This window comes from Parabacteroides sp. APC149_11_2_Y6 (genome assembly GCF_054506995.1).
In genome coordinates, this window is record NZ_CP173709.1 from 4,768,787 (window position 1) to 4,790,962 (window position 22,176).

The window sequence follows — 22,176 nt, forward strand, 5'->3', positions numbered from 1 at the left end:
TATACAGCAATGCTTTATAACTATTTAGCACATATCATGAATAAATAAACCATACCATCAAAATTTACAACGCAGCAATGCATACAAATCTGTTTTAACAGGTCCGTTTATTTCTTCCTGGTTTGTTCCAATTTTATCCCGGTCCAAATAGTAACTACATGCCCATTTAGTTGAAAAAGTAAACCGTTTCAAAAAATCCCAGCGTAAAGAAATTGCACCACGAAAACCTTTCCCGTAAAAAGAGGAAGAATTGAAAGCATAAAGTATATTCTTTTCATAAGAACTTATGCGACTGTAGTAATCGTCCGTATGAAAAAAAGCCACATATAAATCTGCCTGAAAAGGAATCTTTACCGGCTTCCATCCCATACTTTGTGCCAACATCCAACCGGAACTTCTTTTTTCTGTTTCTTTGTTGAAAACTCCGTCTACAGATGTCCGTAAAGAGACAGAAGGGGATATCGCATATAAAAATTGTAATCTCAACCGCTGTTGAATAGAAGGAAGCAAAAGGAGGGAAGTCGTTTCTTCTTTGAGTCCGTTTTTATCTTTTAGCTTATATCGATATCGAAAATACACCAATACATCCTTAGCCGGATGATAATCTATCTGACACATATATTCTTTTCCACCCGAAGGAGCATCTACTCCATACTTAAACCAGGGAAAACGAAATAGATCTGCATAAGCCGATAATTTCCAGCGAGCAAAAGGTGTCCATTGCATTCCTACATACATACCCTGTTCATTTTGTATCATTGAACTTTGTGAAAAAGCATTGCCAAAGAATGCCTGGTAACGCAAATCATAATACCGGTATAGCATAAGGAAAGAAAAATAAGAAACCGGTGTTAACTGAAATGCATTCAAAGTGGCACAAGCACCATTCGCCGAAACAGCAGTTTCACCATATAATTTCATATTTTTTATTTTCAACAGGTAATCAACACCTATGTTAAAGTTATTTCCACCTCTAAAATAATATAGGTTATAAGGTTTTAAATCCGGTTGAACTTCCATACTTCCGAAAGAATAGGAAAGAGCTGTTATTCCCAAACACAATGAAGGAGTAGCATAACGGATATTTCCTCCATAAGTACACATAGGAGCTTTACGTATTTTTTCCCTATCGCCCGGCAGACGATGCAAACCATTCGTTTTAAAAGAACGTATTTGATTACTATCTACTTTTGCATCCAGTTTCCTGAATGAGCAGAACATACTTATATCGAATTTACCGAATGAAACAGTAGATGCAATTCCCCGGAAAAAATCATTTTCATTTGTTGAAAAGTGCTTTCTAAAACCATTTGAACGCCTTTCTGCTTGTACAACCTGTGCACTGCGTCCGGGTGTAAAGTCATTACTTACTATCAATCCTTGTCCAAAAGAAATCTTATAATCACCCAAGGCAAGACTTTTCAACCATTTAGCGATATCCTTTAATAAGAGGTGAATTGAATAATAATCATATCCCTTATGAGAACCATTCCAAAAAGGTTCGCCTGCATCTTTTTCCGCTACAAACCCAAATTGAAGACGCTCGTCAAAAATATAGGAATAGCGAAGTGAATGGTAAAACGGTTCTCCCAGATAGCTCCGGTTCGGATATTCCGATAAAACACTATCCGGATATGAACAATATCCCTTTTTCTGTTGAAAACATCTATCATATCTGATTTGTAGGTCATTAGAACCATATTTAAACAGGTTTTTCACAGTAAACGGACGTTTTTCAACAGTAAATTCACTGATATAAACAAAGGGTAAGAAAAGGGATATTGTTTCAAAATCGAATGAAACAATATTCTTCAATTCATAAACAGTAACCAGTTTACCATAGCGTAAACGATATTCCAACAACTCCTTAATTTGCAAATCAGATAAGAAAGGAAGCCGTTTTAATTGTTCTTCCGTAACTGTATTCAGTTCAAAAGGATGTTCGGACAAATAAGATAAATCCGCATACAGTGTCTTTATATGTTCTGTATCTTCTGTCTCCTGAGCCATTTCATCCACACATTCCATCCATTTATCAACAGATGGATTTACTTGGCTTTTAAGTTGATAACTATTTATCAACAAAAATACCAACAAGGTTATAAACAACCGTTTCATAACCTTACACCCTTAAAAAGCATACTTTATTCCAACACCGGTACTTATTCCCAACACAGTATGATAAGTCCCGGCAACATCCAGACTAAACCTGGAAAAACAGTATCCTATCCCTAATGAAGGCTGAAGAGGAGATAAGTTCATACCCGCCCGAATCGAAAACCGGTTGAAAGGAATATACTCTGCTCCGATACTACCTGTTAAATAAACCGTTTTATTACTCTCTACAGTACCTGCTATCAACAGGCTGTTAATTACCGACCATTGAAAACCTATCTGGATAGAATAGTCATTAAGAATTTTAATATCAGTATCTTCTGAATGAATAGTAACTGAAGGTAAATTCATTATTAACAATCCAATCAACAGTTTGTCAACAGGAGAATAAAGAATACCAACATCTGTTGAAAGCCCTTGCAGTACCTTTTCTGATAATTCCGTTTGTAACAACGCATATTGGATACTGATTCCTATTTTCCACTTTCTGTTCAATTGCTTTCCCATAGAAAGACGGAACATACTTTCCCGATAGCCATCAAAACCAAAAGAAAAGATATCAACAGCGGCAGGTAATAGTGTGTTAGGATAAATAAATCCGGCATGAATAGTTCCCAATTCTTTCACTGAATAACGGTTAAAATAGTCTATCTGAACCAGTTTACTATCATAAAAACAGACCAACGAAGGATTGGATAATACGGATTGAGTAACTCCGTTTCCTCCCATACCAAGACAACGGATATCTGTTATCCGGAAGTTATCAACAGCATAAACAGGCAGGATACACATACAAAGAATAAGGACGCAAAGAGGGTAACCTCTCAGGCTTCTAATTTTTTCTTTTTTCATAATAAAGGAGTTTGGTATATAATGAATTATCTATTATTTATTGAAAAGTTTGCTCATAGTTTGTTATTTTAGTTAATAAAATTGCAGTAAATCTACGTAATAAATTCGAGTGGCAAAGAATTATACAAAAGAAAAGCCCTCTTTTTCCATTGTCTGAATGGAAAAAGAGGGCTTTTTATGTATGTATCTATATACTTAGAAAGTGTAACCTACCCCTATAGACACAAGGTTTTCTTTTGTGCCTTGATTTCTATGAAGCAAATTCATGTTGTAATTAAGCAGGATAGCAACGCGTTTTATTTCTACACCTGTCTGGAAAGACAAACCAAAATCAAAACGTTTATAGTTATTATATTTGAAAGGATCCCAAGATGTTTCATCAGCCTGAACATTCTCACTTTTATCCCAGGAAATAGCCGATACTTTGTTTTTGCCACCGAGACCTACAGCAAAATAAGGACCTGCAGCTACATGAAAACGAATATCGGGAGTTATATATTTTGCCCACTCCGCCATAACCGGCAACTGAAGATAGTTTCTATGAGTAGTTATGCTGTAAGTAGATCCTCCTGTTGTTCCAATTAAAGGTGATGATAAAATATCTCCTGTTTCTGGAATTAATAACTGAGAAGAACCGTCACTCATATGCAAAGTAGTTCCTGAAGAAGAGCTATTCCGTTGCATAAAATATAACCCGGATTGAATACCGAAACCATCATCCTTTTTATTAAAAGAATATCTTACCCCTATTCCGGCCTGAACACCAAAATTAGCTTTAAATGCGCTCTCTTTTAAAATAGTAGTTCCTACGGTAGGAGTAAATTTAAACTGTGCATTAGCAGCCATCACACAAAATAAAGACACAAATAAAAATAAAACTTTTTTCATACTTCCAATCGTTAAAATAAATGTTTTCTTAATCATAGAATTAATATTAAAATAAATAAGCAGGTTATTTATTATTTGATAATTGTTTTCAGCGTTTATAGTTTTATACAGATTAGTTATTCAACAGGTCGCAAAAGTAAATAAATATTTGGGCAAGCCTTGAAAATAAAAGATAAAAATCCTAACTGCATATAAAAAGGTCTCCTTTCTTATCTAAATGATAGAAAGAAGACCTTTTTTATTTATCTTAAGAAATATTCGTAAGGATAAGATTCGTCGCCTGCAACGGGAGCTTTACAAAAATTGAACGTTACATGAACTCTTAAGTTCCTAACCACATTAGAAGCTGTTAAAGGAATAGGGTTAATCCATGCTTCTGTTTCACCAAAAGTTTTGGTTCCAACTATTCGTGATCCAAAAGGTTGATCATTTATGAGTATACCATCACAAACAATCTGTCCCCAAGTCATTTCATCATCAAAAGGACGTCCCCACCAAAGACCCTTTTTCTGAGCTTGTCCTACCATTCTTATATTTACAAATAAAATACCATTTACATTAGTACTTGTAGATACATAGAATCTAACAAATTCCCGTCTCTTACTACTTACATCAATTATCAGACTTCTTTCTCCTTTAGAAACTTCAGCCTTTGTTGCAGATGAAGAAAATAAATATTCTGTATGCTTAAATCTTGGATATTGAGACCTATCTGAAGAATTTACAATTTCTGCTATTTTATCAGGATTAGCGTCATTTATAATATATACATAATCATCTATTACTTTATAGATAGTATCACCAACATACAGTATACCTTCATCATTAAATAATGTAGCATCTATACGGTTAGACATTTCAAGCAATTCTTCGTCTTCATTATATTCAATATTTTCATTAATTAAAGAAGTATTCATCTTTTTATAAGAATCAAGTAAAGATGTGTAACCATTTGTTTTACTCCATGCTAAAAGTTCTTCTTCATTTTTGCCATTCAAACTCTCAGATAAATCATTATACATTTCCATATTATCAAAATGTAAACAACCATCTACAACATTAAAGTCTTGTCCAATAGTATTAGCTGCAACTGATTTATTATCTTTACCAGCATCAAGATTTAAGTTATCAATATCTTTAGAACAAGACATTAATATGAAAATAGAAACTAACGAAAAAATAAATGTTTTTTTAATCATAAAACTAATTATTAAAATTTATAAATCAATGAATATAGAAATTTCCTTCTAATAGATTTCCAGAATACAAAATAGATAATCTATATTTACCACTTTTCAAATTATCTAATTGGATAATTAATTGATAATCATTATTTATTTCTTTTATATCATCATATATAACATATCCATTCTCATCATACACTGTTATATATATATTTTCATCAAAACGATTATCAAAATAAAAAAATATTTCATTCGTACTTTCCTCAATAAAACATTCTATTGAATAAGGAATATCTATACTTCTTTTTGGATATTCTATTTTTTTTTTAAAACGTATTTTACTTTTAGATGATACTGGATAAGAAATAAATAAAATAACAATAACAAATAATACTTTATATATATTCATAACTTTGTTTACTTATGCGACAAAAGTAGTAGTCCTTTTAAACAAAATAACAAATAGGTCATTTTATGGGATTGACAAATATCACCTGATAATCAGTCAATTAATAATTATATAATTGACAAAGCATATGACACATAAACATATAACATATTGAATATAAATAAATTACAAAGCAAACAGAGAATTTATCTAAAATAGGTATTTGAGACACATGAAAACATTGTTTATCAACTGATGCAGGAATAAATATTCAATAAATATCGTTACTATCTTTCTTACATCCCACGTTTGCGGAAAGCAAAACATATCTATTTTTTTAATATCATACTATAAGTAAGCATTAAGCAAATACCTCTAACGAGTTCATCTTAATCAAAGGCTAACAAGATAAACATATAAATCTTCACTTGTACCTACCAAATCAAACTTTTGACGTGAACGGAAACGCTGTTTATTAACAGATTCGGGATTAATGTTCAATAATATAGATATTTGATGTGTATCTAATTTGAATAAGCATAAATAACAAAAACGCTTCTCCACTTGTGTAAAATCTCTTTCTATCAACTCCTTATATACAATAGGGTATACATCCTTTATCAAGTTTTCTATATTTTTCCATTGGATAGAACTTATTAATGGACCAGAAATATTCGATTGCACTTTTTCTGACCATCTATAGAGTTTAGTACCTATCGGCGATAATAATATTCGTTCTTCTCTACAAGCTATCAATTTATTATTAACAACTTCTACATCCTTCTTCAATTTCATATACCTTTTTTCTTCTTCAGAAATATCAGATTTCAATTGATTAAATTCACTATTTTCTTCCAACTGATTTTTCTGGTGATACAATATATCCTTTTTTTGATTCAACTCTACAGATAAAGCATATATTTTTCTGTTTTGCTCATTTATAGCTACTTGCTGATTCAATATATGCATATTTTTTTTTCTTATTCTAAGAAGATGTATAATAGCTATAGCAAAAACACATAGTAATAATATAGAAGCAATAATATAATATATTTGTCTATTTATCTTTAACTGCATATTTTCATTATGCAACTTCATATAATTATATTTCTTTTCTGTTGCTAATACATTTGTATTATTTTCTATTTTAGAAATAGAGTCTGCTGAATATGAATATTTTTCTAAATATTCTAATGCTTTAGAATAATTTCCTTTTTCCTTTTCTAATAAATAGTAATTTTCTGTTATACCTATAGCTATATATTTATTTTTTGTTTTCATATTTGATTTATCTAAAAACATTTTAGCTTTATCAAAATCTTTTAAGTCTAAATATATTTCAGCTAATCCCATATAGTTAGAAGCAGAGTCTGTTGAATTATTTTCTATTGCTTTTAAATAATAATATTCCGCCTTTTTATATTTATCAATAGTACAATAAGTGGCTCCTAAACCATTATAAGTATAAGAGATTATTTCCTTATCACCTAATAATAAAGCTGCATTTTCTGCTTTGTAAAAAAAAGATAAAGATTTATCTATAGAATCGCATAATACACATTCTCTTGCTGTATTTACTAAACCAAAAATATAACTCCTATCATTATTCGCAAATTTAAAATATTTACTACTATCCTCATATTTATTTACTGCAGACAAAAAATTTCCATTTATTTCATACAAATCTCCCATATAGCTCGATATGTATCCTGCTACATTATAATCCTTTACCTTTATTGCAACATCCAGAGCATTACTATATACCTCCATTGCTTTCTCATATTCTTTATCATTTACATATGCACGACCAAGGTAAAGGCCTATCTTTGCTGACTTACTTAAGTTATTGTATTTTTTATAATATTCCAATGCTCTACTAAGTTGATGAACAAAAGGAACATCACCATCTGTTTTATCCACAGCCGTCCCATAAAGCAAACACCATTTTGCCAGTAAGTCGTCAGCCAATCCTTCCGGATATTTTATAGAATCTAATAAAAGAATCGTACTATCCGGATGTAGCTTTATTAGTTCTTCCGCCTTATCAAGAAGGATACTTTCTTTAGATTCATATTTTCTACAACCGGGTAGTAAAAATAGAAGTATCAGAAAAATAAAAATAGGAGTATCTTTGAATGTTAGAATTGGCATAAGTATAATTTGTCTTGTTTAGAATATTCAGTCTGTAAAAATAAGCTTTATACAAAGTAACACAAAGTATATGAATACTTATTTTTACATTTAACAACCAAAACATAAGTAGCAATGAGATATAATATGTATTGAATTGAATGTTTACTCAGTCAAATTCTGTAAAACTTGATATTGCTATCTCTAAATCAATTATTTTTGTAGGCTATGATTGGAGTGAGATGGTATGTTATATTGATTATGTTCATGGTATGTGCAATGGGAATAAAGGCACAGACACTGAAAGTCAATACCGTTCCGGAAGGTGTACAAAGAGCCTTCTTCGACGGGAAAGATACGATTGCCGTCGTTAATCTGCAGGAAATTTATATTTATCCACAACCTAAGTTCAAAAATAAAAGAGAACAACAAAAATACAATAAGTTAGTCCGTGATGTGAAACGTACACTCCCATATGCCAAGATGGTTTATGAAACGTTGATTGAAACTTACGAATACATGGAAACCTTACCTAACGACAAGGCACGGCAAGCACACCTTAAACTGATGGAAAAAGAACTTTTTAAACAATATAAACCGGAGTTGAAAAAACTTACCTTTTCCCAGGGAAAATTACTTATCAAATTGATAGACAGGGAATGTAACCAATCCAGTTATAACCTGTTGAAAGCTTATTTAGGAAGTTTCAGAGCCGGCTTCTGGAATATATTTGCCGGTATGTTCGGCGCCAGCCTTAAATCGGAATATGATCCGAAAGGCAAAGACGCCCAAACGGAACGGATCGTGGTTCTCGTTGAAAACGGATTAATCTGACAACTGCTTAAAGAAATCCCATATAACGATACCTGTCGTAACAGATACATTCAACGAATGCTTGGTTCCGTATTGTGGGATTTCAATACACATATCACAATTATCAACAACAGATTGTTGAACACCTTTCACTTCATTCCCCATCACAATAGCATATTTTTTACTCTTGTCCAACAGCAACTTATCAAGCATCACACTGCCTTCCGCCTGTTCGATTGCACATACCGTATATCCCGCTTTCTTTAAGTTATCAACAGCTTCCAAAGTATCTTTAAAATAAGCCCAGTCTACAGTATCTTCAGCTCCCAAAGCTGTTTTGTGAATCTCCGTATGAGGCGGACAGGCTGTTATGCCACACAAATAAATAGCTTCCACACGGAACGCATCCGAAGTACGGAACACAGAACCCACATTATTAAGGCTCCTTATATGGTCGAGTACAACGATTAACGGTATTTTTTCACTATCTTTGAATTCTTCAGGAGTCAGGCGGTTCAACTCCGTAATCTTTAACTTACGCATAACTGTCTTTTTTCTTGTGCTGCAAAAGTAGTGAATTAATGTGTATACCCCGTTGAAAAACTATTGATAAGTAGTGAACACTAAATGAAAAATAATTCTTGCTTTATCCAAATACTTGTTTATACATGCCCCTCTTCCAATCCCACAATAAAAGCAACCCGTTATTTATTACGACATATCAACAAGGGTTATACACGTATCAACACCCCTCAAGAGATATAAACTTTTACACATACCAAGTTATCAACTAAAAACTAATAAAGTCTGTAATCTGTAGATTTCTAATAAATAAGCTTGTTATGTATATGTTAGTATCCTTTTGATAAACGGTTCATAGAGCTTAATAACCTTTCAGGCAAATGTTGAAACAGAAATGTATTAACTGTTTCAACAGGATATCATATTCATCATATTTAAATTTAAAATTAAAGATATAAGAATAATATAATATAGGATTGTGAATAACTAAAGAGACCGGAAGAAGCAAGGGGGAGTTCCGGGGATAAAAACGAAGGATCTTTTTTGAGGGACATAGTTAGGTTGCGGAAAATAAGGATTTATGTAAAGCTTATTTCTTAAGCATGTTTTAAACTACTTTCATATATATGATTGAATAAAGTTTTTTACCTTTGCAGATATCAACAGTTTGTTGATAATATAACTAAGTTAAAGATTATCAGTAATAAAAATTGGTAATAACTCTGTTGATACAGTGTAGAAACTAAGAATGAACATATACAAATAAGCTATGCAGACAAACCAATCAATCGGATATATGGATGCGCCGATACCTAAAGACCTCGATTTGAAGAAGGCTATCGATCAGCTACGTAAGGAAAAGAATGCTATTATATTAGCTCATTATTACCAGACAGGAGATATTCAGGATATCGCAGACTTTGTTGGCGATAGCCTGGCTTTGGCTCAGTGGGCTGCTAAAACAACTGCGGACATTATCGTTCTCTGCGGAGTTCATTTCATGGGAGAAACAGCCAAGATACTTTGTCCTGATAAAAAGGTACTGGTTCCCGACCTGAATGCCGGTTGTTCATTGGCCGACAGTTGCCCGGCTCCTGACTTTGCCGAGTTTGTGAAACAGCATCCCGGCCATGTCGTTATCTCATATGTGAATACGACAGCTGCGGTAAAAGCGGTAACCGATGTGGTGGTTACTTCAACCAACGCCCGTCAGATTGTTGAAAGTTTCCCGGAAGATACAAAGATTATATTTGGTCCGGACCGTAACCTCGGTAATTACATTAATAGCATAACCGGACGTAAAATGTTACTTTGGGATGGTGCCTGCCATGTTCATGAGCAGTTCTCTCTGGAAAAGGTTCTGGATTTAAAGAAACAGTATCCGGATGCGGAAATCATTACTCACCCGGAATGTAAACAACCCATTATACAGGTCTCAGACTTCGTAGGTTCGACTGCCGCTCTTTTAAAGCATACCATCAAGTCGGATAAGAAACAGTTTATTGTAGCGACGGAAAGCGGCGTTATTCACGAAATGCGTAAAAAGAGTCCGGACAAGGAATTTATTCCGGCTCCTCCCAACGATAGTACATGTGCCTGCAACGAATGTAATTTTATGCGTTTGAATACAATGGAAAAGTTGTATAACTGCCTGAAATACGAATTGCCTGAAATATTTGTGGATGAAGAAGTACAGAAAAAGGCTATCAAACCTATTCAAAGGATGCTTGATATATCTGAAAAATTAGGTTTATAACCTGTTTATAATTTGATAAAGTGACATGCCAGCCGGATGCTTCAAATATATCCGGACCGGCATGTTTTTTTATAGGTTCATATAGATTGTTCAGAGTGTTGATAAGAAGTTTGTCAGCTTTTTTGTCGCTTCTGCCCGGTGGCTGATTTTATTTTTCAAATCATTACCCATTTCGGCAAATGTCTCCGTATAGTTTTCGGGAACGAATATAGGATCGTATCCGAAACCTTCGGAACCCGTCTTTTCTGCGATAATCGTACCGTTAACGATTCCTTCGAACAAATACTCCGTATTGTCCAGAATAAGTGCGATAACGGTCCGGAAACGGGCTTTCCGGTTTTCTTTACCTTCCATTTCCTTCAGGAGTTTGTTCATATTGGCTTCCGCATCATGTCCGGAACCGGCATAACGGGCGGAATAAACTCCGGGGGCGCCGTTTAATGCTTCCACTTCCAGTCCCGTATCGTCGGCAAAGCAGTCATAACCGAACTTCTCTTTGATATAGCGGGCTTTTTGCAAAGCGTTTCCTTCCAAGGTATCTGCCGTTTCCGGGATATCTTCGTGGCAATTTATATCCGAAAGGCTTACGATATTCACCAGATTGCCGGTGATGTTTCTTACCTCATCCAGCTTATGTGTATTGTTGGTAGCAAATACTAACTTTCTCATTTGAATGGTTTATAGAATGTTTATATCTCTGTGCAAAAGTACGAATAAAAAAATTCAGAACGGGTTTCCTGTATATTACATCCGGTGTAAAAAAGGAATCCGTTCTGAACTTTCATTTATGCAAAGGGGAGGGGGGGCGACTATGTTTTTATCTGGTCGAATCCTTCCCCATAGACTCCTCGTACGATACTTTGTGAAATAAATGCTTGATGGTCTATTTGCTTTACCAGGCGGAAAATAGAAACCGATTCGGACTTCTTAGCCAAAAGTACGACTACTTTGACAGGTTTGCGGGAGTATCCGCCTACACCGTCGAGAATGGTACATCCGCGTCCTAAATCGTGTATGATATGTTCTGCTATTTCATCATATTTCTGGGAGAATATGAAGAATTGGACAGACTGGCGGTTTCCATTCAGCACCATATCCAAAATATAGTTACTTACAAACATTTCAACAAAACCGAATACGATCTTTTCCACATCATGGAACAAAAAGAAAGATGAACCGATGATAAAGAAATCACAGAACAATAAAGCCCTGCCGATAGATATATTCTTGTATTTGTTTACAATCGCTCCGATGACATCCGTACCTCCCGTACTTCCGTTTGCCGAGAATACCAGTCCCAGACCGGCACCGCAAAGGAATGCACCGATAATGATAGACATGAACGGCTGGTCGTGTAAAAGCGGTTTTCCTTCCAGCAGCCACTCAAAAAACGATAAGGAAGCGGAGAGCGAGAACACTCCGAATATCGTTTTTACCAGGAATTTAAATCCCAATACTTTGAGAGCAGCAAGCAATAAAACAACGTTGATCACAAAGTAAGATACCGAAACCGGTATCACTTCATTGCTTGCAAAGAAGATTAAGGCACAGATACCACTGACTCCTCCGGTAATGATTTCATTCGAAAGAATGAATGCGTTGAAGCCAAAACCATACAGGATCGTACCTAAAACGATAACCAGGTAGTCTTGTATGGAAAAGTAGAGTTTGTTGTTTGTAAGTTTCATTTAGATTTTAGATTACTATATTAACTATCTTTCCGGGGACGACAATAATCTTTTTAGGAGTCTTGCCATCCATCCATTTGGCTGAGTTTTCGTGTGAAAGAGCTGCTTTCTCTACTTCTTCACGAGGCATATCAGCCGGAAGTTCCAGGTTGAAACGGGCTTTGCCATTGAAAGAAATAGCATAAACAACAGAGTTTTCTTTCAGATATTCTTCATTATGCTTGGGCCATGCTGCATCGCAAACGGTTGTGGTATGACCGCAGGTATGCCATAACTCTTCGGCAATATGCGGAGCAAACGGAGCCAGCAGGATAATCAGTTGTTCCAGAATGGCACGTTTGTTACATTTCAGGCTACCCAGTTCATTGATACAAATCATGAAAGCACTGATGGAAGTGTTATAAGAGAAATGTTCGATATCGAAAGTAACTTTCTTAATCAGTTTGTGCAGCGCTTTCAGTTCTTCGGCAGTCGGTTCTGCATCGGTAATCTGCAGGCTGTCCGTATTACCGAAGAATAAGCCCCAAAGTTTTTTCAGGAAGCGGTGTACACCGTCGATACCGTTTGTATCCCAAGGTTTGGATTGTTCCAACGGGCCTAAGAACATTTCGTATAGACGAAGCGTGTCGGCACCGTACTTTTCGACAATCATATCCGGGTTCACTACATTGAACATAGATTTGGACATCTTTTCAACAGCCCATCCACAGATATACTTACCATCTTCCAGTTCAAATTCGGCATCTTTGTATTCCGGTCGCCAGTTTTTAAAGGCTTCGGTGTCCAATATATCGTTAGATACGATGTTTACATCTACGTGTATGGGAGTTACTTCATAGTTATCTTTCAGGTTGAGGGATACAAACTTATTGGTACCATTGATACGATATACGAAGTTCGAGCGTCCCTGTATCATACCCTGGTTTATCAGCTTCTTAAACGGTTCGTTCTCGCAGACAACACCCAGGTCAAACAGGAATTTATTCCAGAAACGGCTGTAAATCAAGTGACCGGTAGCATGTTCTGTACCACCTATATACAAGTCTACGTTGCGCCAATATTCATCCACATCCTTAGCAACCAGCGCTTTGTCGTTGTGCGGGTCCATATAACGCAGGTAATAAGCGGATGAACCGGCAAATCCCGGCATTGTACAAAGTTCCAGCGGGAAGATCGTTTTATTATCTATTTTAGATACTTCCACTACTTCCTGGTTTACGGTATCCCAAGCCCATTTTACGGCATGTCCCAGAGGCGGTTCGCCGGTTTCTGTAGGAAGGAATTTATCTACTTCCGGTAATTCCAGAGGCAGTTTATCAACAGGAAGCATTTGAGGCATGCCATCTGCATCATAATATACAGGGAACGGTTCGCCCCAGTAACGCTGGCGGCTGAATATAGCGTCACGCAAACGGTAATTTACTTTAACACGTCCTAATTTGTTTTCTTCTACGAATTTCTTGGTAGCGGCGATTGCTTCTTTTACAGTCAGTCCGTTCAGGGACAGGCTGCAATAAGGAGTAACATCCGGTCTCGGGGAGTTGCAGACGATACCTTCTTTCGCATCGAAACTTTCTTCGCTTACATCGCAACCTTCAATCAACGGGATAATCGGCAGGTTGAAGTGTTTGGCAAAAGCATAGTCGCGGCTATCGTGTGCAGGTACAGCCATGATTGCACCGGTACCATAACCAGCCAATACATAATCGCTGATCCAGATAGGCACTGCATCTCCGGTAAACGGATTAACAGCATATGAACCGCTGAATACACCGGTTACCTGACGGTCTGCTATACGTTCGCGTTCCGTACGTTTCTTTGTACGTTCCAGATAAGCATCCACTTCCTGTTTTTGTTCCGGGGTAGTTACTTTTCCCACCAGTTCGCTTTCCGGTGCCAATACCATAAAGGTAACGCCGAACATTGTATCTGCACGGGTAGTAAAGATGGTAAACTCCAAATCACTGTCTTTTACCTTGAAGTTTACTTCCGTACCTTCGCTGCGTCCAATCCAGTTACGTTGCGTTTCTTTCAGCGAATCGGTCCAGTCGATGGTATCCAGCCCTTCCAGTAAACGTTGTGCATAAGCGGATACACGCAGGCACCACTGACGCATTATTTTTTGTTCCACCGGGTAACCGCCACGTTCTGAAACGCCGTTCACCACTTCATCATTTGCAAGGACAGTACCTAATGCAGCACACCAGTTTACCATTGTTTCGCCACGGTAAGCAATACGGTAGTTCAACAGGATTTCCTGTTTTTCTTTTTTACTTTTTGCTTTCCATTCGTCGGCTGTGAAGCTCAGTTCTTCACTGCATGCAACGTTCAATCCTTCCGTACCGGATGTCTCAAAAGCCTTTACCAGTTCGCTGATAGGACGTGCTTGCTTTTCGTCGTTGCAATAGTAACTGTTGAACATCTGGACAAAGGCCCATTGTGTCCACTTATAATAACCCGGGTCGCAGGTACGGACTTCGCGGCTCCAGTCATAACTGAAACCTATTTTATCCATCTGCTCGCGATAACGGGCAATGTTGTTTTTGGTTGTTATTTCAGGATGCTGTCCGGTTTGGATAGCATATTGTTCCGCAGGAAGCCCGTAAGCATCATATCCCATCGGATGCAATACGTTGAATCCCTGTAAACGTTTGAATCGGGAATAAATATCAGAAGCAATGTATCCGAGCGGATGTCCTACATGTAGTCCTGCTCCCGACGGATAAGGGAACATGTCCAATACGTAATACTTAGGTTTGTTGGAATCCTTTTCCACTTTGTAAACATTGTTGGCAATCCAGTACTCGTGCCATCTTTTTTCAATTTCTCCGAAATTGTACTCCATGATTATTTATCGTTTATTTTTAATGTTATCTATTTAAAGCCACAAAGTTAGTGATTTCTTTCATAACAATAGATTGAAAGCGGTATTTTGCATGAAAGTGTAAGATAAAGGAACCAAATATAAAGGAGTGGCTATCCGATTGAGCAAAATGATAAAATAATATTCTGGATAAATAGTTGAATTAACAATTTGACAATTTGTCAAATGAACTTCCTATGGTTGTTCTATAGCCGGGGATATATCCGGTTCTTTGTTTTTATTGGCTTCTCCGGGAGATAAGGATTATCAATAGGATGGTATCTTTTGCATAAATGGGTTAAACTGTTTGCTTATTTGTATAAGCGTGGCAATACGTTTATTGAAAAACAAAACAAGTATGAAAATGATAAATGAATCTGGTCTGTGTTTTTAATGCAAATAGGAAAGAAACAGGGCGAATAAATCTATTTTCAGGGGAAAAATAGCCTTTGAAAACAAAACATACATGCTTTGACTTCAAAATATATATGTTTTGAAATCAAAATATACTTGTTTTGCATTCCAAAATTACTACCTGTAGTAAAAAAAACTACTACCGGTACTAATTTAAACTGCTATATATAGTAAATAAAAGACTGTTATATGCAATATCAGAGACTGATAGATACTGTTTTTTCCTCTGTAAGTGTTGTTTTGTATAGTAGTACTGTTACGATTTTTATATATAACCAATCTTTTTTCTCGGTTTATCATCTTTTTTGTTTCTATTTGCTAATTCGACCAAAGCAAGGTAAATGTCATCAAAATGTTGTTCATATCCTTCATGGTCTTTGAAAAGGCTTTCGATGTCTTCTTGAAGGAAGCAAATTTGCAGTTTGAGTTCTGCCAGCTCTTTGGCGGTTTGGTTGCTTTCTGATACATACTGGCGTAAAGCTGTAAAAGCACGTACAATTTGAATATTAATATCTATGGCTTTGTCACTGCGTAATACGCTGGCAAGCATTGTGACACCGTGTTCGGTGAATGCATAAGGTAGATATTTAGCATATTTTCCTTTCCCTTCTAAGGTGCAATTTTGGCACCTTAGAAAATAATACTCTTCCTTATTTAATTCAAACATAAAATCTATAGGGAAACGTTGAATATTTCTATTAACAGTTCGCTTTAAATATTTTGTTTCTACCTGGTATAATTCAGCTAAATCAGAATCCAGCATGACCTGTTGTCCTCTAATCTCATAGATTTTGTTTTGTATGATTTGAAGTTCCATAGTTAAGTGCTTTTACGGTTTGAATAATCAAAGGAAGAAATAATAATCCTGTTTAACAAAAAGCCCGCATATTTTTTTAGTAAAACATATTATTTTGTTCCTTTGTAAATCATCATCTTAAATAGAAAATACTGATTTATATGCAGGTATATATTCATGTAAAACAATTGGGAAAACGCAGGAATGTAATAGACAAGAAAGCCACACAACTGGATAAAGTTCCTGATACTACTGCCGCTTTGATAGCTGCTATTGTAACCATGCAGGTAGAAGAATACAACCAACGGTTGGAACAAAGCGAATTATTGAAATACCTCACCAACGAAGAGATACAGGATAAGGCAACTACCGGAAAAATAAGTTTCGGTGTCAATTATAACGGGATGTCTGCTGATACGGAAAAAGCCATTCGCAACGCTCTCCAATCTTTTGAAGACGGTATCTTCCGCATCTTTGTGGATGGGGAAGAACTGGAGTCATTGGAACAGCCCGTTTCATTGCATGAAGGTTCGGAATTAATATTTGTACGTCTTACGATGCTTGCCGGACGTATGTGGTAATCGGATTTTAAAAAAACAGGAGAATATCGATATGGGATTATATTGGAGAAATTCGTCGGAAGCATTTGTTTCCGGTTATGTGGACAAGCTGTTGAAAAATAAAAACAAGTTGAGCGAAAAAGGACAGAGACTGTTCGATGCCCTTATCAGCTCGTTTACGATGAATACCTATGAAGCGGAAAATTACCTGCATGCTTTGATGGATGGCAAACATATCTGCTATATCTGGGATTTGTTTAGCGACGACCGGTTGGAGGTATTGCAGTATATGTTGGGGAATGAATATGCAGAGAAATATATCGCCTGGTTGCATAAACTGCCCGGAATACCTTATACGTATGGTTATTACCGGCGTCCGCTCCGTTCCGCCAATGCCGGATTACATTATATAAAAGCATTGGACAACCTGAAAGATTTTCTTGCCATAGTGGCTTCCGGACTTCCCCTTGAAGTATTGATGCAGGGAGGACGGACAGAAGAAGAAAGTTCCTTCATAACAGATATAAACTATCATCATCTGATGAGTGTGGAGATAGATGCCGGGAATATTGCTATTATAGAGAAGACTAAAGACATTATTTGCAGTGAGAATAATGTAGGACGTATTTCGTATAATCTGTTGCAAGGTATTGTGATGAGCAATAACCGGGAGTTGTACGAACTGGAAGGCAATCTCCTGCTGGCAGCACGTTTGCAGGAAGGTCTTCGTCAATCTATTGCTGAAACAATGGATGGGGGTACGATGGAAGCCTTTACTTATCTGTTCAATATCCTGCGTACAAACGATATGCAACGTTTCTCTTCCATCAAACGTGCCGTAGGAACCTGGACCGGATTGTTGGATGAAAACCATGTAGACCGTATCAACCAGAAGGTAATGGACTTGATCTATATGCTGCTGACAGATCCTTCCTATGTAGATATTTGCCTGAATAGCGACGATAGCATCGAAGTGTATATGGCTCTCTGGGCGAAAGGATACAGGAAGATGGAAGACCTGACAGCTTGTGCGGAACAAATCATGCAAGCAGGTACCAGGCATAAAGTACAAGTCCTGTTCTATTATCTTCTAACTACCCAATGTGAATGGATGCAGGAAGATCTTGCCAGACAGGCATTGGATAAGTTTTCCGACGATCTTTCCATAGTCGCTGCGTTTTTACCCTCTTATCTGCATAGTGTTTCCATTGGCGGTTATTATAGCCGGAAGAAAGAAGACCATTCCTATTTCGAGTCTTTGGCACAAGCCAGGAACCAGTATTATATATTGAAAAACATTAAGGAAAGGCTGACGAAGAAACTGACTATTTCTCCTTTTATATTCCCTTGGCACAGCACAGAACTGGGGCATGAGGATATTTTGAGAAAGATGGCATCTATCGTTTATGTTATCGGAAGCAATGAATTACTGGATGACCTTTGTACTTATTATGAACAGGCAGATAGCGGTATCCGTTCGTTTATTGTAAGCGAATTGCTCAAACAACCTGCTTCGCAGATACAGATAGATACGCTTGTCAAAGCCTTGGGCGACCGTGCCGAGACTCCCCGCAAAGCTGCATTCAACATCTTGAAAGATTTAGAGATAGACGATGACCGATACCTGAGGATAGAGGAACTTCTGAAATATAAATCCGGCATTCTCCGTCAGCAGGTTATTGCTTTGTTGATGAAGCGTGATTCCGAAGCCTTGTCCGGTTCGATAGAACGTTTGTTATCTTCGCCTTTGGCGGATAAACGGCTGGCAGCTCTCGATATGTTGCTCACATTCCGTAAGAAAAAAGAACATGCAGATATATATGACCGTTGTATTCCATGGGTTGCTGCCATTGAAAAACCGACTTCCAAAGAACTGCTGCTGATTGAACAGTTTACGGAAACGGCTGGGCAGGGTACTTCCCATACTTATACAAAAGAAAACGGTTTCGGTCTTTATAATCCGGAAGAAGAGTTCTCATTGCCGGCCTTATCTGTCGATGCTGATTTCGATATGAAAGAAGCATTTTCCCTCTTTCAGGAAGGTTCCATATTAAAGAAACTGTTAGGTAGAAAGCATGAGGGAGCTTATGAGATTATTAAGAAGTTGAGCGATTTGATAGCCTCGAATGCTAACTATGAATATAAAAGCCGTTATGGGGGTGTCTATTTGCTGAACGACCATTTTACCGAATTGGAAAATGCGGAGCAGATAGAAAATGAACTTGATAAATATCCGCTTGCCGGCTTGTGGAGGGATTTCTATACGAAAGAGATAGATAGCTTTGGAATGCTTCTCCAGCTTTCTTTCTTGCTGAATACTAATTGGAATAACATAGGTAATTACCGGTTGCTGAACCATATGATTGACAGTTTCAGTCCTGTAATCAACTCTTTCTATGGTTTCAACCTTTCCGGATTGAAGAACCGGATAGAAAAATTGCCTTATATCGGTACAGTTAACCGGATTATCAATCTCCTTATCTCAGATAACTGGGACGGGGTATATGCCCGGAAAATGGCAAATAACGTATTGGTTGGTTTCAGCCGGGTATTGACGGATAAGAATATGAGCCAACAATATAAGTATAAGGATTATCGGGATAACTTATATACCTATACGGGATTTGCCTTTCAGGATGAGCGTATATCTGCCTGGATGTACGAAACATTCAAATGGACAACGGATGAAGAGTTTGTCCGCTACTTTACCATCCGGTACCATTATTACAAACTTGCCCGGTATTTTCAGGAAAATGAACCTTGTGCGGACACTAACAGCAATCTCATTATTTATGATTTTGCCAAAATGTATGCGATGGGGTTATTGTCCGAATCCGAAGTTATAAAAGAATTGACGGTACGGGTGCATGCGGAAGACAGTCTGCGTCTGGCTTCCTCTTTATTATCCGGCAACCTGACTGTCTGGCAACGGAAACAGTTAAAACCTTATGAAGACTCCGGTATGGAACGGTTTAAGGAGGTCGTGTGGAAAGTTATCGACCGTATTTTGGATATCGAACTAAAGCGGGGCGATACACCTACCGAAGTGTCCCACCTTGCCATGAAGTTGGAATATGTGGAAGGTGCTTCCTGGCTGGTCCGTATCCTGCAAGCCTTTGGAAAAGATACGTTCGGGCGTTCCGACTTTTATTATAATTCCAGTTATACAAAGAAGGAGGTATTAAGTAAGCTCCTTCGTTGCTGTTACCCGGCAAAAACAGATGATGTAACCGTACTTGCCGGGTTGTTGAAGGATTCCGGCATTACGGAAACACGGTTGGTCGAGGCTGCCATGTATGCTCCCCAATGGCTGGAAATGATAGAACAATGTATCCGGTGGAAAGGGCTGACCAGTGCTGCTTTCTATTTTCATGCCCATATAAACGAATGGTGCGACGATAAGAAGAAAGCAATCATAGCCCGGTATACTCCCATTGAACCGGAAGATTTGCGGTTGGGTGCTTTCGATATCGACTGGTTCCGTGAGGCCTACAAAGAGATAGGCGAGAAACGTTTTGAAATTGTTTACAACGCGGCCAAATATATTTCGTCCGGCAACGGACATACCCGTGCCCGCAAATATGCCGATGCTGTAAATGGCAAGATGGTTGCCTCGGAAGTTAAGAAGCAAATAGCGGAAAAACGGAATAAAGATTTGTTGATGGCGTATTGCCTGATTCCTCTTGCTAAAAAGGCGACTCCCGATTTGTTGGAACGGTATCAATATCTGCAACAATTCCTGAAAGAGAGCAAGACATTCGGTTCGCAACGGCAGGAAAGCGAGAAGAAAGCCGTGGAAATCGGTATGCAGAACCTTGCACGGAATGCGGGCTATAGTGATGTGACCCGTCTGGTATGGAGTATGGAAACGGAACTTATCAAAGAGATGGAACCTTATTTTACCCCGGTGGAAATAGAAGGTGTACAGGTTTATGTAAGTATCGATGAGGAAGGTAAATCCGAACTTAAACTTATAAAAGGAACCAAGGAACTGAACAGTGTGCCTACCAAGTTGAAAAAGAATCCGTATATAGAGGAACTGAAAGATGTCCATAAGAAACTCAAGAACCAGTATTCCCGTTCCCGTATCATGCTGGAACAGGTAATGGAAGATGAAACGCCGTTTTATATCAGCGAACTGGAGGTGTTGACACGTAATCCGGTTATCTGGCCTTTATTGCGTAACCTGGTGTTTGTTAGCAAAGATGATATCGGTTTTTATCTGGATAATAATCTGGTATCTCCCGATGGGGAATGTATTCCGCAGAAACCATCTACGCCGGTTCGTATTGCCCATCCGATCGATTTGTATAACCGGGGAGTATGGCATCGTTACCAGCAATGTCTTTTCGAGAAAGAAATCCGCCAGCCTTTTAAACAGGTCTTCCGTGAACTGTATATAAAGACGGATGAGGAACGTCCGATGCTTCATTCCCTTCGTTATGCCGGCAACCAGATACAGCCGCAGAAAACGGTTGCTCTTTTGAAGAGCCGCCGGTGGGTAGCGAACTATGAGGATGGTTTGCAGAAAGTATATTATAAGGAAAATATAGTGGCAACTATCTATGCTATGGCGGATTGGTTCAGCCCGGCGGATATCGAAGCGCCTTCATTGGAATGGGTGGCTTTCCATGACCGGAAAACTTATGAATCCATTGCTATAGAAAAGATACCTGAAGTGATTTTCTCTGAGGTTATGCGTGATGTGGATTTGGTGGTCAGTGTGGCGCATGCGGGTGGAGTAGACCCGGAAGCCAGCCATTCGACGGTAGAAATGCGACGGGCGATTATCGAATTTACTTTGCCGCTTTTCAAACTTACGAATGTCACGTTGGAAGGAAGCCATGCCTTAATAAAAGGTACATTGGGTAATTATACGATTCATCTGGGCAGTGGAGTCATCCATCAACAGGCAGGAGCGGCAATCCATGTATTGCCTGTCCATTCGCAGCATCGCGGACGCCTTTTCCTTCCTTTTGTGGATGAAGACCCGAAGACGGCTGAAATTATTTCTAAAATACTGTTCTTTGCTGAGGATAAGAAGATAAAGGACCCGTTTATTCTGAAACAGATAAAGATAAATTTACTTTGAGATGCAATTTTGACACCTCATATTGGTTATTTAAGTTATTCATTATTTTGTTGTTAAATGTGTCAAAAGTTTATATTAGGGAACGCAGATAACGCAGAACACGCAGACAATATTT

The 22,176-nt window shown here is 37.5% G+C and carries 15 protein-coding genes; 4 read left to right on the forward strand and 11 right to left on the reverse strand.

What is annotated here, in order from left to right; translation table 11 throughout:
* Positions 1-57: 57 nt before the first annotated feature.
* The 6 genes from ACGE0T_RS19550 to ACGE0T_RS19575 all read right to left on the reverse strand — a co-directional run bounded on the left by ACGE0T_RS19550 (position 58) and on the right by ACGE0T_RS19575 (position 7,578).
* Positions 58-2,118: a ComEA family DNA-binding protein gene (locus tag ACGE0T_RS19550; RefSeq protein ID WP_459188242.1), complete on the reverse strand. Its 2,061-nt coding sequence runs from the start codon at positions 2,116-2,118 to the stop codon at positions 58-60.
* A gap of 12 nt (positions 2,119-2,130) precedes the next feature.
* Positions 2,131-2,967 (reverse strand): PorV/PorQ family protein, encoded by an 837-nt coding sequence (locus ACGE0T_RS19555; RefSeq protein WP_459188243.1) that lies wholly within the window; start codon positions 2,965-2,967, stop codon positions 2,131-2,133.
* Positions 2,968-3,162: 195 nt separating this feature from the next.
* On the reverse strand, positions 3,163-3,891 hold the full coding sequence (locus tag ACGE0T_RS19560) for a porin family protein (protein WP_459188244.1): 729 nt from the start codon (positions 3,889-3,891) through the stop codon (positions 3,163-3,165).
* 206 nt (positions 3,892-4,097) lie between these two features.
* Positions 4,098-5,054, reverse strand: a complete 957-nt coding sequence (locus ACGE0T_RS19565) for a hypothetical protein (RefSeq protein ID WP_459188245.1) — start codon at positions 5,052-5,054, stop codon at positions 4,098-4,100.
* Positions 5,055-5,079: 25 nt separating this feature from the next.
* Entirely contained in the window at positions 5,080-5,448 is a 369-nt protein-coding gene (locus ACGE0T_RS19570) for a DUF3244 domain-containing protein (RefSeq protein ID WP_459188246.1), read from the reverse strand.
* Positions 5,449-5,820: 372 nt separating this feature from the next.
* Entirely contained in the window at positions 5,821-7,578 is a 1,758-nt protein-coding gene (locus ACGE0T_RS19575) for a tetratricopeptide repeat protein (protein ID WP_459188247.1), read from the reverse strand.
* Positions 7,579-7,785: 207 nt separating this feature from the next.
* Between ACGE0T_RS19575 and ACGE0T_RS19580 the strand changes: the two genes are divergently transcribed.
* The gene (locus ACGE0T_RS19580) at positions 7,786-8,391 is read left to right on the forward strand and encodes a DUF4294 domain-containing protein (RefSeq protein ID WP_459188248.1); all 606 of its coding nucleotides are present in this window, start codon (positions 7,786-7,788) and stop codon (positions 8,389-8,391) included.
* On the opposite strand, the gene ACGE0T_RS19585 is transcribed toward ACGE0T_RS19580, so the two are convergent.
* The gene (locus tag ACGE0T_RS19585; RefSeq protein WP_459188249.1) at positions 8,383-8,913 is read right to left on the reverse strand and encodes an RNA methyltransferase; all 531 of its coding nucleotides are present in this window, start codon (positions 8,911-8,913) and stop codon (positions 8,383-8,385) included. The two genes, ACGE0T_RS19580 and ACGE0T_RS19585, sit on opposite strands and share 9 nt — an antisense overlap.
* 748 nt (positions 8,914-9,661) lie before the next feature.
* Between ACGE0T_RS19585 and nadA the strand changes: the two genes are divergently transcribed.
* Positions 9,662-10,648: a quinolinate synthase NadA gene (nadA, locus tag ACGE0T_RS19590; RefSeq protein WP_459188250.1), complete on the forward strand. Its 987-nt coding sequence runs from the start codon at positions 9,662-9,664 to the stop codon at positions 10,646-10,648.
* Positions 10,649-10,738: 90 nt separating this feature from the next.
* Here nadA and ACGE0T_RS19595 read toward each other — a convergent pair whose 3' ends face one another.
* The 4 genes from ACGE0T_RS19595 to ACGE0T_RS19610 all read right to left on the reverse strand — a co-directional run bounded on the left by ACGE0T_RS19595 (position 10,739) and on the right by ACGE0T_RS19610 (position 16,430).
* Entirely contained in the window at positions 10,739-11,317 is a 579-nt protein-coding gene (locus ACGE0T_RS19595) for a non-canonical purine NTP diphosphatase (protein ID WP_459188251.1), read from the reverse strand.
* Positions 11,318-11,457: 140 nt separating this feature from the next.
* The gene (locus ACGE0T_RS19600) at positions 11,458-12,336 is read right to left on the reverse strand and encodes a YitT family protein (RefSeq protein WP_459188252.1); all 879 of its coding nucleotides are present in this window, start codon (positions 12,334-12,336) and stop codon (positions 11,458-11,460) included.
* A 7-nt stretch (positions 12,337-12,343) separates the two neighbouring features.
* A complete protein-coding gene (leuS, locus tag ACGE0T_RS19605) occupies positions 12,344-15,181 on the reverse strand; it encodes a leucine--tRNA ligase (RefSeq protein ID WP_459188253.1) in 2,838 nt (945 codons plus the stop codon).
* Between the two features lie 697 nt (positions 15,182-15,878).
* Positions 15,879-16,430: an ORF6N domain-containing protein gene (locus ACGE0T_RS19610; protein ID WP_459188254.1), complete on the reverse strand. Its 552-nt coding sequence runs from the start codon at positions 16,428-16,430 to the stop codon at positions 15,879-15,881.
* A gap of 140 nt (positions 16,431-16,570) precedes the next feature.
* On the opposite strand from ACGE0T_RS19610, the gene ACGE0T_RS19615 reads away from it, so the two are divergent.
* Positions 16,571-16,990, forward strand: coding sequence for a hypothetical protein (locus tag ACGE0T_RS19615; RefSeq protein WP_459188255.1), 420 nt, complete (start codon positions 16,571-16,573; stop codon positions 16,988-16,990).
* A gap of 31 nt (positions 16,991-17,021) precedes the next feature.
* Complete coding sequence (locus tag ACGE0T_RS19620) at positions 17,022-22,061, forward strand: DUF5724 domain-containing protein (RefSeq protein WP_459188256.1); 5,040 nt, start codon at positions 17,022-17,024, stop codon at positions 22,059-22,061.
* Positions 22,062-22,176: the final 115 nt, after the last annotated feature.